Here is a 12,417-nt window from a genome sequence, read left to right as displayed (position 1 = left end):
GACAGGAGATTCCCATGACCTACGACGACATCCTCTACGACGAAACCGACGGCGTGGCCACCATCACCATCAACCGGCCGGAACGCTACAACGCCTTCCGGGGCCAGACCTGCATGGAGCTGATCGACGCCTTCCACCGGGCCGGCTGGAACAAGGACATCGGCGTGATCGTGCTCACCGGCGCCGGCGACAAGGCCTTCTGCACCGGCGGCGACCAGGGCGCCCACGAAGGCCAGTACGACGGCCGGGGGCTGATCGGCCTGCCGGTGGAAGAGCTGCAGCGACTGATCCGGGAGGTGCCCAAACCAGTGATCGCCCGGGTCAACGGCTTTGCCATCGGCGGCGGCCACGTGCTGCACGTGATCTGCGATTTGACCATCGCCTCCGAGACCGCCGTGTTCGGGCAGGTCGGCCCGAAGGTGGGCTCGGTGGACCCGGGCTTCGGCACCGCCTATCTGGCCCGGGTGGTGGGTGAAAAGCGCGCCCGGGAAATCTGGTACCTGTGCCGCAAGTACAGCGCCCAGCAGGCCCTGGACTGGGGTCTGGCCAACGCCGTGGTGCCGCCTGAGAAGCTGGACGAGGAAGTGCGCCAGTGGTGCGACGAGATCCTCGAGAAGAGCCCCACGGCGCTGTCCATCGCCAAGCGCTCGTTCAACGCCGACAGCGACAACATCGCCGGCATCGGCGCCCTCGGCATGCAGGCCCTGAGCCTGTACTACAACACCGAGGAGTCCCGGGAGGGCGTCAACGCCTTCAAGGAGAAGCGCAAGCCCGACTTCCGCAAATACCACAAGTAGCGATCACAGCCAGCTATCACAAGTAGCGATCACAGCCAGCTATCACAAATAGCGATCGCAACGAACGATCACGAGTAACCCCGCCCGGCGGCGGCGCGCCGCCGGGCAACCGATCCTCCCTGGAGAACACCATGCATTTCGGATTCAGTGACGAACAGAACGCCATCCGCGAGGTGGTCGCCCGCTTCAGCGCCGAGGTGCTGGCGCCGGGCTATCGCAAGCGTGACCAGGCGGGCGTGATTGAGAAAGACGTGATCCGCCAGCTCGGCGACATGGGCCTGCTCGGGGGTGAGCTGCCCGAGGCCTTCGGCGGCAGCGGTATGGATTGCGTCACCAGCGGCCTGATCATCGAAGAAATCTCGAAGGGGGATTTCAACGTGGGCTACGTCCCGCTGCTGACCTCCCTGAACGGCCAGATCATCGCCAGCCACGCGGCCCCGGAGCTGGCCACGGAATGGCTGCACGCCATGACCGCCGGCCGGGCGCTGGCGTGCATCGCCCTGACCGAGCCCCACGGCGGCTCCGACGCCGCCAACCTGCGCCTGAAGGCGCAGAGAAAAGGCGACGTCTATGTGCTCAACGGCGAGAAAACCTCCATTTCCATGGCCGACCAGGCCGACGTGGCGGTGGTGTTTGCCCGCACCGGCACGGTGGAGCAGCGCGCGGCCGGCATCAGTGCCTTCCTGGTGCCGATGGATGCTCCGGGCATCACTACCTCCCGGTTCGAGGACAACGGCCAGCGGGCCATCGGCCGGGGCTCGATTTTCTTCGACAACGTGGCAGTGCCCGAAAGCCACCGCCTCGGGGACGAAGGCAAGGGCTTCAAACAGGTGATGCAGGGCTTTGATTACAGCCGGGCGCTGATCGGCCTGCAGTGCCTGGCGGTGGCCCAGCAGTCCCTGGATGAGACCTGGCAGTGGCTGACCCAGCGCACCGCCTTTGGCCAGAACCTGTCGGCGTTCCAGGGCCTCACGCACCCGCTGGCGGAGTACCAGACCTACGTTCATGCCGCCCGCCTGCAGTGCTACCATGCGCTCTGGCTCAAGGACAACGGCCTGCCCCACAACGCCGAGGCCGCCATGAACAAATGGTGGGGGCCCAAGCTGGCCTTCGATGTGGTAAAACAGTGCCTGCTGGCCCACGGCCACACCGGCTGGGGCGAGGACCTGCCCTTCGCCCAGCGCCTGCGGGATGTCCTTGGCCTGCAGATTGGCGACGGCACCGCGCAGATCATGAAGAACATCATCGCGCGCGAGTACCTTCCATGACGAGCATTCTCCATGACGAGCACCTTCCATGACGCATACCGTCCCCGACAGGAGCACAGATGAGCGTTGACGAGTCCGGCGGCATTCCCAACCGGCTGTTTTTCCGGCTGTTCCAGACCGGCAACATCCTGCAGCGCCAGGTCCAGAATGAAATGGGCATCAGCGCCGTGCAGTGGGCGGTGCTGGGGGCGCTCTCCCGGGAAGGGTTTGAAGGCGGCACCTCGTTCAACCTGCTGAAGGAATACCTGCACGTGAGCCGCCAGAACCTGGACGGCGTGCTCAAGCGGATGGAACGGGATGACCACGTGGTGCGGGTGCCGGATCCGCAGGACCGCCGGGCCCGGCTGGTGGTGCTCACCGACACCGGCCGGCAGTTCTGGAACGGCCTGCAGGCCACCATCGCGGAATTTTACCAGCAGGCACTCGAGGGGCTGAGCTTCGACGACAGCGTCAGCCTGCTGCATCTGCTCAAAAAGCTTCAGCACCGACTGCTGGACGTCGATCTGTCCGCCGAAAACGTGCCGCCCCTGTCCGGCTGACCTGCCCGGCGCCTCTCAGGCCGGGTGCAACAGCGCGGCCCGGAACGCACGGTACCGGATCAGCGCGGCATCCGCTCCGACTGCCCGCAACCGAACGATTTCCCCTGGCGCGCACTGGGCCAGGCGGGAGGCCGCCAGGGGCGTCAGGGCGCCCAGGCGCGGGTAGCCGCCGATGGTCTGGCGGTCGTTCAGCAGGGCAATGGGCTGGCCGTCCGGGGGCACCTGCACGCTGCCCAGGTTGATGCCCTCAGACACCAGGGAGCGCACGTCGCTGAACAGCCGGGGGCCGGTCAGTCGAACCCCCATGCGGTCGGCCCGGGTGTCCACCTGCCAGTCGGCGTTGAAGGCATCGTACAAGCTGCGGCCGGTGAACGAGCCCACCTGCGCGCCCGGGATCAGGTCCAGCACCACGGGTGCGGACCAGTCTATGGCCACGCCCGGGGGTGCCGGATCCAGCCGCTCTGCTCCGGTCGCCGGGCCCACGCTCAGGGTGTCATCCACCGCCAGCGCCCGGCCTTGCCCATCGAGACCACCCAGTTGTTCCCTCACCACGCAGGCCACGCTGCCCAGTACCGGTTCGGCGTCAATGCCGCCGGCCACCGCAAGATACGCCCGCAGGCCGTGAACCGGCGTGCCGAACGACAGGGTCTGACCGGCTTTCCAGGGGACCGGCCGCCACAGTGGTAAGGGCTGGCCATCCAGGGTGGCGCCCAGGTCCGCGCCGGTCACCGCCACGGTCAGGTCCCGCTGGGCCTCCAGTGACAGGCCGCCGAGGGTGACCTCCAGCGCGGCCGCGCCCCAGTCGTTGCCCGCCAGCCGGTTGGCCCAGGCCCAGGAGTACTGGTCCGCCGGGCCGCCCTGGGTGACCCCCAGATGGCGGACGCCAAAGCGGCCGGCGTCCTGCAGCAGGGCCAGCGGGCCGGCTCGGGTCACGCGGATGTCGGCGGCGGAGGCGGACGTCGGTTTCGGAGAAGTCATGACACACGCTCCCTGGCGGACCCGGCCGCCGGCTCCATGGGGGTGGTATCGCCCCCCTGTTGTTCGAATGCCTCCCGGCTGACGGACACGAACCGCACCCGGTCGCCCACCTTGAGGAGGCTGAAACCGTCCCGGTTCCGGTCAAACAGGCGGGCGCTGGTGCGGCCCAACAGGTTCCAGCCGCCGGGAGTCGCAGCAGGGTAAGCGGCGGTCTGGCGCCCGGCCAGGGCCACGCTGCCCACCGGCACCCGCTGACGGGGCGTGTCCAGGCGGGGGCAGTCAAGCGCCGGTTCCACCAGGCCCATAAACGCGAACCCCGGCGCAAAGCCCAGGGCAAATACCCGGTAGCAACCGGCGCTGTGGCGCTCGATCACCTCGGGAACGGAGAGGCCGGAGTGAGCGGCCACTCGCGCCAGATCCGGCCCCACGCTGGGGTCATACCAGGTGGGTAGCTCGTGGATCTCGCTGTCGACCGCGTCCTCATGGGGCGCCAGGTCCCTCAGCGCGGCGGTCAGGGTCCGGCGGGCCTCGGCGGGGGACACCTTTATGGGATCAAACACCACCAGCAACGTGGTGTAGGAAGGCACCAGGTCCACCAGGGCCTCGCCAAACGCCTTCTGGCAGCGCGCGCTCAAGGCGGAGAGCCAGGCCAGGTTGCCTTCGTCAATGTCGTCGAACAGGCGCACGATCCAGCCGTCGAGGCCGGCGGATTCGATGCGGGGGACCGGGGTACGGGCGGGGGTGCCGCTGGGCGTTTTTGGGGAGGGCGTCCGTGAAGGCATGGCGTTCTCCTTGGCGATCCGGGACTCAGGGTTCCGGATCGCGGGTGTGGATAGGAAGGTGGCCGCCGGCGCTTCGGTAGCGCCACTGGCTCACCAGGAACAGCAACAGGCTGACCAGGACAGACGCCAGCAGGGACGCCAGAAACGTGGCCATGGGCGGCAGCCAGTCCACGGTCCAGGCCAGCACCGCAGCGAAAGCCACCAGGCTGAGCATGCCTTTCTGGGCGATGCCCACGGTGGCCCGGGCGACGTCCGCTCCGTAGCGCTGGTGCAGAGTCCAGCCGATGGTGAACAGGCCCACCGGAAAACCCACCAGGATGCCGGACAGCATGGGCCCGGAGCCGGCCGCCACGGTGGTGGCCACCGCGACGACCACGCCCGCCAGCAGGCCCCGCAACACCAGGTCAAACCAGCCGGCCCGGGCCACCACCACGCTCTGGCGCAGCCGCAGGGCCCAGCGGATGGTCTCGGCCGCCAGTAGCGCGGCGGCGTACACCAGCAGCGCCACCGTCACGCCGCCCGGCAACAGGGACAGCCCCAGGGCCAGCGGCAGCCAGCAGGCGCTGGCCAGGGCCAGGCTGGCGGCCAGGCCAAAGCGCCCGGTGGCGGTAATGAAACAGGCGCTGAACGCCAGGGTCGCCACCAGGGCGTGCAAGGTGGCCAGCGCCGCCTCCTGCAAAAACGGCACGGACCGTTCCTGCAACATAAAGTAGTACCCCGGCCCCAAAATAATGGGCGTGCCCGCCAGGATACCCCCGAGGCGCGGGCCCAGCCGGCCCACCGACAGGGACACCCCGATGACCACCAGCGCGGTGGCCACCAGTTTGGTGATCAGGACGCTCAGCATGGTGGCCTCAGCGCCGGCCCCGGGGCCGGTCCATGGGCGTCACGCTGGCGCGTCCAGGGCCTGCAGCGCCTCCCGGATGGCGCGCACGGCGGCAATGGATTCCTCGTTGTCCCCGTGCACACACAGGGCCTGGGCGGTCAGCACCAGTTCGCTGCCATCGCTGGCGGTCAGGGGTTCACCCCGGGCGATGCGCACGGCCTGGTCGATGATGGTCTTCGGGTCATGGTGCACGGCGCCCGGCTCCCGCCGGGACACCAGGCGGCCGTCTTTGTCGTAGGCCCGGTCGGCAAACGCCTCGTACCACAGGGGCACGCCCACCTTGTCGGCGATGCCCTGCTCCATGGACGTGTCCCGGGCGGCCATGGTCATCAGCGGCAGGGACGGATCAAACGCCTTAACCGCCCGGGCCACCGCCTCGAACAGCGCCGGGTCCCGGGCCATGTCGTTGTACAGGGCGCCGTGGGGTTTCACATAGTGCAGGCGGGTGCCCTCGGCGGCGCAGATGCCGGCCAGCGCGCCCATCTGGTAGAGCATGAGGTCTTCCACCTCCGCCGGCGAGCAGGCCATGGACCGGCGGCCAAAACCCACCAGGTCCGGGTAGGCGGGATGGGCGCCCAGGCGCACCTGGTGCTGCACCGCCAGGCGAACGGTGCGGCGCATCACGTGGGGGTCGGAGGCGTGGAAGCCGCAGGCCACGTTCGCCAGGTCGATCCAGGGCATCACCTGCTCGTCGAGCCCCATCACCCAGGGGCCGAAGCTCTCGCCCATGTCGGCGTTCATCATCAGCGACGGCATGTTGATTCTCCCGATAGGTTGTCAGCGCCGGCCGCCCAGGCGGCCCGGCGCGTCAGAAAATGTTGGACCGCTCGTACTGGGGCGGCCAGGCCATGTTCCGGGCCTTCAGCGTGGCCGCCGCCCGCAGCGGCCAGGCCGGGTCCGCCAGCAGGGCGCGGCCCAGGATCACCAGGTCCGCCTGGCCGTTGGCCAGCACCGATTCCGCCAGATCCGGGCTGTGGATCAGCCCCACGGCGCCGGTGGCCAGGCCGGTTTCCGAGCGCACCCGCTGGCTCAGCGGAATCTGATAGCCCGGATGAATGGGGATCTGCTGGCGCGGATCGTTGCCCCCGGAGGAGCAATCAAGCAGGTCCACCTGGCCCTCGGCTTTCAGGCGCTCGGCCAGGCGCACGGTGTCGTCGTCGGTCCAGCCGCCGTCCACCCAGTCGGTGCAGGACAGGCGCACGAACAGGGGCAGCTCGTCCGGCCATTCTTCCCGGGTCACGGCAATGGATTCGAGCAGGTAACGGACGCGATGATCAAAGCTGCCGCCATAGGCGTCGTCCCGCTGGTTACTCAGAGGCGAGAGAAACTGATGGATCAGGTAACCGTGGGCGCCGTGCAGCTCCAGCGCCTGGAAGCCCGCCTCCCGGGCCCGGCGCACCGCCGATTTGAGCGCCTGCAGCGAGGCCTGGATATCGTCGACGGTCATCGCCCGGGGTGTCGGCCAGCCGCTGGCGTAGGGCAGCGCGGACGCCGCCACCTGGTCGTCCCAGCCGCCCTCGGCCGGGGTCAGCGGCCGTGAACCTTCCCAGGGCCGGCCCACGGAGGCCTTGCGCCCGGCGTGGCCCAGCTGGATGCCGGGCACCGCGCCCTGGGCGCGGATGAACGCGGCGATGGGCGCCAGGGCGTCCCGCTGCTCATCGTTCCACAGGCCCAGACAAAACGGCGTGATGCGGCCCCGGGGTTCCGTGTGCACCGCCTCGGTGAACACCCAGCCGGCGCCGCCGATGGCCCGGGCGCCCAGGTGGACCCGGTGCCAGTCGTTGGCGACACCGTCGGTGGCGGAGTACTGGCACATGGGCGAGAGCATGATCCGGTTGCGGGCCTCCACGGAGCGAAACCGCACCGGGCGGAACAGGTGCGGGTTCGGGTCCCGCCGCAGGATACGGCGGCCATCTTCACCGCCGGAGCGGGAATCGGTGGCGGTGCCAGGGTTACGGTCAGACATGATCAGTGGTCTCCAGGGGCAGCGGATCCGGCAGCGCCCATCAGCGGTTCCAGGCTGCGCGCCAGGGCCAGCAGGCGGTGGTCGTGGCCGTTACGGCCCACCAGCATCAGCCCCGTGGGCAATCCACCCGGCTCGTGGTTGGGCAGGGAAATCGCACACAGGTCCAGCAAGTTGGCGACTGTGGGGTTGCGCAGCACGAGCAGGTTCAACCGGGTGTAGGCGTCGTCGTCGGCCAGTTCGGCGAACGTGGGCGGCTCCAAAGCCACGGTCGGCGCCAGCAGACCGTCGTACGACGCCAGCCACCGATCGGCCTCCGCCGCCCGAACCCGGCGCCGCTCCAGCAGGGTCAGGTAGTCGGCAGCGGTGATGGCCGCGCCCCGGGCAATCCGGGAGCTGACTCGCGGATCGTAGTCGTCGCCGTGGTCCGCCAGCCACTGGCGGTGCACGTAGTAGCTTTCCGCCGCGGTGAAACCACCGCCGGCCAGCAGCTCCGGCAGGGTATCCAGCACCGGCACGGGCACTTCCTCCACCACCGCGCCGGCGTCTCGCAGCCGGCGCAGGCTGGCGTCAAAGCGCAGGGCCACCAGGGGCGACAGATCGGCCATCATGTGGTTGGTCGGCACTGCGAACCGGCGGCCCTGCAGCGGCAGCGCGGTGGTCAGCGCGCGATCTTCCCCTGCCAGCACGGCGTCCAGGCGGTCGCAGCAATCCACGGTGCGGGCGATGGGACCGATGGAATCCAGGCTGTCGGACAGCGGCAGGGTGCCGCCCCGGGGTATCCGTCGCTGGGTGGGCTTGAAGCCCACCAGGCCATTGAAGGCGGCCGGAATGCGCACCGAGCCGCCGGTGTCGCTGCCAATGCCGGCCACGGACAGGCCCAGGGCCACCGCCACCGCCGCGCCGGAGGACGAACCCCCGGGGATGCGGCCCGGCGCCAGCGGGTTGTCCGGGGTACCGTAATGGGGGTTGAGCCCGAGCCCGGAATAGGCGAATTCGGTCATGTTGGTGTGGCCGGTGAGCACCGCGCCCGCCCGGCGCAGGCGCTGGACGATCACCGCGTCGGCGGTGGCCGGCGCCATCCAGCCTTTGGAGCCGGCGTGGGTGACCTGCCCGGTCACGTCGAACAGGGCCTTGAGGTTGATCGGCAAGCCGGCCAGCGGCGCCATGGGCACCCCGGCCTTGCGGAGCCCGTCGGCGGCTTCGGCCTCAGCGCGGGCCGTGGACTCAAACCGCGTCGTGTACACCTGATTGCCCCGGTCATCGTGACGGTCGGCGTTGCCATAGCAGGCGCTCAGCAGATCCTCCGCCTGCCATCGGCCGGATTCCAGACCCGATAACAAGGAGGACAGGGGCCGTCGGGCAACGTCCCGGGTCAGATCATGGGCGCTCATGAAACCACCGGCAGGGAATCAATCTGATAACGATGGCTGAGCCGCCGGTTGCGCACCGGGTCGGTGAGCGACACGGTCAGCGCCTCGGCCGGGCGAACGTGGCCGCCGATCACCGGCAGGGTGCCGCACAGCATGGCCACGCCCGGGGCCAGCCGGGGCTGGTCCAGGCCAAACCGGGCCAGCAGGTCCCGGGGGTGCAACAAGCCGGTCACGCCGCCGCGCTGGTAGGCCTGCTCCTCGCCGTCGATGAGGGCATCCGAGGCCAGGGTGAGCTGATCCCAGTGGTCAATCACGTCCTCCAGCCACCAGGCCGCCTGGCTCACCGGCTTGGCGCAAACCTGCTTGGAATGGGCCACGGACCAGGCCTCCGCCTCCCGGTCGGTGTGATCGGAACCGATGGCCACGAGCGTGCCCTGTTCGGTGCCTATCAGCACCACTTCCACCTCGCCGCTGGATTCGTTGCCCAGCACCTGGATGCGCTCGGCCTGTGTCAGCAGGTCTGCGGACACGCGGTAAAACAGGGGCGTGGCGGAGGGCGGCTTGACCCCCAGGGCCCGCAGTTCCTCGATGTGCTCGTCAATGCCGGCCTGCTCCCGGCCGGCCCAGCCGGCCACAATCAGCTCCCGCACGGTCACGTCTACGGCGGTGCCGGTATCGTCGAGGGTAAAGCGCGTCATCGTGGGTCTCCAGACAGAGTGGTTGGGGCGGCCAGCCCCGTCGGCGGGCCGCGTCAGTCAGTTAGCCCAGCAGGCCGGGCAGGTACAGGGCAATGGTCGGGAACAGCACCAGCAGCAGCGCCATGATCAGCATCATGCCGACGTAGGGCATGGCCCCGATCATCACGTCGTTGAACGGCCCGCCCTTGCGCACGCCCTGCACCACGTACAGATTCAGCCCCACCGGCGGCGTGATCAACGCCATCTCGATCAGCAGGATCAGCAGGATGCCGAACCAGACCGGGTCGAAGCCCAGGCTGATGATAATGGGCGCGACGATAGGAATGGTGATCACCATCAGCGACAGGGTCTCAATAAAGAAGCCCAGCACGATGTACATCACGATGATCAGCAGCAGCGTCAGGTAGGGTCCGAAGCCGGCCTCCGCCAGGAAGCTGCTGAGCTCCCGGGTGATGCCGGTGGACGCCAGCACGAAGTTCAGGAAGTAAGACGCCATGATGATCAGCATGATCATGCCGGTGGTGCGCATGGTGCCCTCCAGGGCCTCGATGATCACGCTCCAGGACAGCTTGCCCATGCTGAGGGCAATGATCAGGGCGCCGATCACGCCCAGGGACGCGGCTTCGGTGGGCGTGGCCCAGCCGGCGTAGATGGAGCCGACGACAATGCCAAAGAGGGTCAGCACCGGCACCAGGTTTTTCAGCCCGACGATTCGCTCGCGCCAGCTGTGGTGGGTGCTGGGGCCGCCCAACGACGGCTTCCACAGGCACAGCAGAGCACTGCCCAGCACGAACAGGCCCGCCAGCAGCAGCCCCGGCAGCAGGCCGGCGGCGAACAGCTGGGGAATCGAGGTTTCCGTGAGAAAGCCGTACACGATCAGGTTGATGGACGGCGGAATCATAATGCCCAGGGTGCCGCCGGCAGCGATCGATCCGGTGAACAGCCGGGGGTTGTAGCCCAGGTCCTTGCCCTGGGGAATGGCCACGGTGCCAATGGTGGCGGCGGTGGCCACGCTGGAGCCTGAGGTGGCGGAGAACAGGGTGGCGGTGGCGATGTTGGCGTGCAGCAGCCCCCCGGGCAGCCAGGACAGCCAGCTCTCCAGGGACCGGTAGGTGCCCCGGGCAATGCCGGTGCGCACCAGGATTTCCCCGAGCAGGATGAACAGCGGAATGGCAATCAGCAGGAAGCTGTCCGAGGCGGACCAGAGCACGTCCCCCATGGCGTTGATCAGCGGGAACGGCGAGAAGAACTGGTCCAGGAACAGGGCCAGCACCATCAGAGTGGCCGCCACCGGCACACTCAGCAGCAGCAGAACCAGCAGTACGGCAAGCGCGGTGAGTATCATCAGTCGGTGTCCTTGCTTTCTTCGCGGATCTGCTCGTCCAGGGTGGGGCTGCCCGCCACGGCCTGAACCTCGTCCAGGCGCCAGCTCAGCAGGCCGGTGAGGACCCGGACGGTCATCAGCACCACGGCAATGCTGAACCACAGCAGACCCAGCACCCACAGGCTCTGGGGAATCCACAGGGGCGTGGCCAGCGGGGTGTTGGCGTGGGCATCGGCGCTGTAGGCGGCCTCGGCCACCTCCAGGGCGGCGCCCACCACCAGCACGCAGAACAGGGCCAGCGCCAGCAGCGCCAGCAGGTCCAGCACCGCGCGGGCGGCACCGGGCAAATTCAGGTAAAGCGCGTCAATCCGGATGTGCGCCTTGCGCACCAGGGTGTAGGCGAACGCCCAGCTCGAGCTGATCGCCATCACGTAGCCGGTCAGCTCGGTGGAGTGCAGGCCGGATCGGCCCAGGAACTGTCGGGACAGCACTTCCAGGGTCACCAGCACCACGGTCAGCAGGATCATCACGCCGCCGGCGCGGGCGAGCCAGAGCGAGCCCCGGTCAACGCCAACCAGCAGCCGATCCAGCACGCGGTTCACTTGTTGCAGCATGTTCGCCTCCTGGCCGGGCCGCACTGGGCGGCCCGGTCAGCTTCGGTGGGTCTTCCGGTTACTGACGTTTCCGGTTATTTGGACGCGGTCAGGCCAGTGACCTTACCGATGGTGTCGTTCCAGCGGTCCACCCAGGTCTGGTCCACGCGCTGGGCCCAGGCCGGCAGCACGTCGTCCACCAGGTACTTGTGAACGTTCTTGAAGTCCTCGTCGGTGGCTTTCACCAGGGTCATGTTGCCCGGCTTGCCGCGGGAGCACTCGCCGTTGCCGGTCAGGCAGGCAATGCCTTCCTTGGTTTCATCCACGGCGGAGGCCCAGACCGGGTCTTCGTAATTGGTCTCGATCTGCCGGGTCAGCCACGCCTTGGTGTCGGCGGACAGGCTATCCCATTTCTTGCCGTTCATGGCGGTGATCACGTAGTCCCAACCGCCCACCGGCAGCGGGTACAGGTGGGTGGACACTTCGTGCCAGCCGGAGCTGTAGCCAGACAGGGAACCGGTCACCGCGCAGTCGATAACGCCGCGCTGGAGTGCGCCCGGCACTTCGCTGAAGTTCAGGGTGATGCCTTCAGCACCGAGGGCTTCCAGGAACTCGGCGGTGGTACGGCCGCTGGCGCGAACCTTCATGCCGGCGAGGTCAGACAGACCGCTGATCGGCTTGTTGCAGAACACCATCTGGGACGGATACGGCACCACCGCCAGCAGGTGGGCGCCGTTGAAGCGCTGCTTGAACACGTCGGCCAGCACCGGCTTGTAGGCGTTGGCCACCTTGCGGGCGGTGTCCACGTCCGGCGCGATCATGGGCATGTCCAGGCCCTCCAGTTCGGGGGCGTCTTCCACCGCGTAGTCCGCCACGGTCGAGGTCACCTCGATGACGTTCTTGGCCATCAGCCGGTACACCTCGCCACCGCCCAGACCCATCTGGTCAAAGGTGGTCACCGTGGTGGAGATCTTGCCGTCGGACGCTTCGGGAATGTGGGTTTCCCAGAACGGCTTCTCGAAGTTCTTGTACAGGGACAGGCTGCTCCAGCTTCCCACGTAGGACAGGCTGGTGGTGTCCAGGTTCTCGGCGGCAGCCGGGAGCGCGCCAGCCATCAGGCTGGCCGCCAGTACGGAAGCAAGGGTGGTTTTTGTCGTCATTGTGGGCATCCTCTGGATGGTTCCTGGGTCGTGTTCGGGTCGTTATTGACCGGTAC

The 12,417-nt window shown here is 68.2% G+C and carries 13 protein-coding genes; 3 read left to right on the top strand and 10 right to left on the bottom strand.

Features of this window, described 5'->3' with window-relative positions; genetic code table 11:
- The first annotated feature begins 14 nt into the window (after positions 1-14).
- The 3 genes from V3388_RS12565 to V3388_RS12555 all read left to right on the top strand — a co-directional run bounded on the left by V3388_RS12565 (position 15) and on the right by V3388_RS12555 (position 2,604).
- Positions 15-797, top strand: a complete 783-nt coding sequence (locus V3388_RS12565; protein WP_336367896.1) for an enoyl-CoA hydratase-related protein — start codon at positions 15-17, stop codon at positions 795-797.
- Positions 798-928: 131 nt separating this feature from the next.
- On the top strand, positions 929-2,065 hold the full coding sequence (gene aliB / locus V3388_RS12560) for a cyclohexanecarboxyl-CoA dehydrogenase (RefSeq protein WP_336367895.1): 1,137 nt from the start codon (positions 929-931) through the stop codon (positions 2,063-2,065).
- Between the two features lie 59 nt (positions 2,066-2,124).
- Complete coding sequence (locus tag V3388_RS12555; RefSeq protein WP_336367894.1) at positions 2,125-2,604, top strand: MarR family winged helix-turn-helix transcriptional regulator; 480 nt, start codon at positions 2,125-2,127, stop codon at positions 2,602-2,604.
- Positions 2,605-2,619: 15 nt separating this feature from the next.
- Here V3388_RS12555 and V3388_RS12550 read toward each other — a convergent pair whose 3' ends face one another.
- The 10 genes from V3388_RS12550 to V3388_RS12505 all read right to left on the bottom strand — a co-directional run bounded on the left by V3388_RS12550 (position 2,620) and on the right by V3388_RS12505 (position 12,361).
- Entirely contained in the window at positions 2,620-3,582 is a 963-nt protein-coding gene (locus V3388_RS12550) for a biotin-dependent carboxyltransferase family protein (RefSeq protein ID WP_336367893.1), read from the bottom strand.
- The gene (pxpB, locus tag V3388_RS12545; RefSeq protein WP_336367892.1) at positions 3,579-4,364 is read right to left on the bottom strand and encodes a 5-oxoprolinase subunit PxpB; all 786 of its coding nucleotides are present in this window, start codon (positions 4,362-4,364) and stop codon (positions 3,579-3,581) included. The genes V3388_RS12550 and pxpB overlap by 4 nt, the downstream gene beginning before the upstream one ends.
- Before the next feature lie 25 nt (positions 4,365-4,389).
- Positions 4,390-5,211, bottom strand: coding sequence for a hypothetical protein (locus V3388_RS12540; protein ID WP_336367891.1), 822 nt, complete (start codon positions 5,209-5,211; stop codon positions 4,390-4,392).
- 39 nt (positions 5,212-5,250) lie between these two features.
- The gene (locus tag V3388_RS12535; protein ID WP_336367890.1) at positions 5,251-6,006 is read right to left on the bottom strand and encodes a 5-oxoprolinase subunit PxpA; all 756 of its coding nucleotides are present in this window, start codon (positions 6,004-6,006) and stop codon (positions 5,251-5,253) included.
- 52 nt (positions 6,007-6,058) lie between these two features.
- Positions 6,059-7,216 (bottom strand): NADH:flavin oxidoreductase/NADH oxidase, encoded by a 1,158-nt coding sequence (locus V3388_RS12530; RefSeq protein WP_336367889.1) that lies wholly within the window; start codon positions 7,214-7,216, stop codon positions 6,059-6,061.
- A 2-nt stretch (positions 7,217-7,218) separates the two neighbouring features.
- Positions 7,219-8,607, bottom strand: coding sequence for an amidase (locus V3388_RS12525; RefSeq protein WP_336367888.1), 1,389 nt, complete (start codon positions 8,605-8,607; stop codon positions 7,219-7,221).
- On the bottom strand, positions 8,604-9,284 hold the full coding sequence (locus tag V3388_RS12520; RefSeq protein WP_336367887.1) for a DUF2848 domain-containing protein: 681 nt from the start codon (positions 9,282-9,284) through the stop codon (positions 8,604-8,606). The genes V3388_RS12525 and V3388_RS12520 overlap by 4 nt, the downstream gene beginning before the upstream one ends.
- Before the next feature lie 61 nt (positions 9,285-9,345).
- The gene (locus tag V3388_RS12515; RefSeq protein WP_336367886.1) at positions 9,346-10,629 is read right to left on the bottom strand and encodes a TRAP transporter large permease; all 1,284 of its coding nucleotides are present in this window, start codon (positions 10,627-10,629) and stop codon (positions 9,346-9,348) included.
- Positions 10,629-11,222, bottom strand: a complete 594-nt coding sequence (locus V3388_RS12510; protein WP_336367885.1) for a TRAP transporter small permease subunit — start codon at positions 11,220-11,222, stop codon at positions 10,629-10,631. The genes V3388_RS12515 and V3388_RS12510 overlap by 1 nt, the downstream gene beginning before the upstream one ends.
- 74 nt (positions 11,223-11,296) lie before the next feature.
- A complete protein-coding gene (locus tag V3388_RS12505; RefSeq protein WP_336367884.1) occupies positions 11,297-12,361 on the bottom strand; it encodes a TRAP transporter substrate-binding protein in 1,065 nt (354 codons plus the stop codon).
- Positions 12,362-12,417: the final 56 nt, after the last annotated feature.

The organism is Marinobacter sp. C2H3 (assembly GCF_037080155.1).
GTDB lineage: Bacteria > Pseudomonadota > Gammaproteobacteria > Pseudomonadales > Oleiphilaceae > Marinobacter.
The sequence above is the reverse complement of the archived record's forward strand: the minus strand, read 5'-3'. Positions and strand labels throughout refer to the sequence as shown.

Coding starts and splice junctions, on each gene's coding strand:
- V3388_RS12565 (WP_336367896.1), top strand. CDS start 15: ATGACCTACGACGACATCCTCTACGACGAAACCGACGGCGTGGCCACC.
- aliB (WP_336367895.1), top strand. CDS start 929: ATGCATTTCGGATTCAGTGACGAACAGAACGCCATCCGCGAGGTGGTC.
- V3388_RS12555 (WP_336367894.1), top strand. CDS start 2,125: ATGAGCGTTGACGAGTCCGGCGGCATTCCCAACCGGCTGTTTTTCCGG.
- V3388_RS12550 (WP_336367893.1), bottom strand. CDS start 3,582: ATGACTTCTCCGAAACCGACGTCCGCCTCCGCCGCCGACATCCGCGTG.
- pxpB (WP_336367892.1), bottom strand. CDS start 4,364: ATGCCTTCACGGACGCCCTCCCCAAAAACGCCCAGCGGCACCCCCGCC.
- V3388_RS12540 (WP_336367891.1), bottom strand. CDS start 5,211: ATGCTGAGCGTCCTGATCACCAAACTGGTGGCCACCGCGCTGGTGGTC.
- V3388_RS12535 (WP_336367890.1), bottom strand. CDS start 6,006: ATGCCGTCGCTGATGATGAACGCCGACATGGGCGAGAGCTTCGGCCCC.
- V3388_RS12530 (WP_336367889.1), bottom strand. CDS start 7,216: ATGTCTGACCGTAACCCTGGCACCGCCACCGATTCCCGCTCCGGCGGT.
- V3388_RS12525 (WP_336367888.1), bottom strand. CDS start 8,607: ATGAGCGCCCATGATCTGACCCGGGACGTTGCCCGACGGCCCCTGTCC.
- V3388_RS12520 (WP_336367887.1), bottom strand. CDS start 9,284: ATGACGCGCTTTACCCTCGACGATACCGGCACCGCCGTAGACGTGACC.
- V3388_RS12515 (WP_336367886.1), bottom strand. CDS start 10,629: ATGATACTCACCGCGCTTGCCGTACTGCTGGTTCTGCTGCTGCTGAGT.
- V3388_RS12510 (WP_336367885.1), bottom strand. CDS start 11,222: ATGCTGCAACAAGTGAACCGCGTGCTGGATCGGCTGCTGGTTGGCGTT.
- V3388_RS12505 (WP_336367884.1), bottom strand. CDS start 12,361: ATGACGACAAAAACCACCCTTGCTTCCGTACTGGCGGCCAGCCTGATG.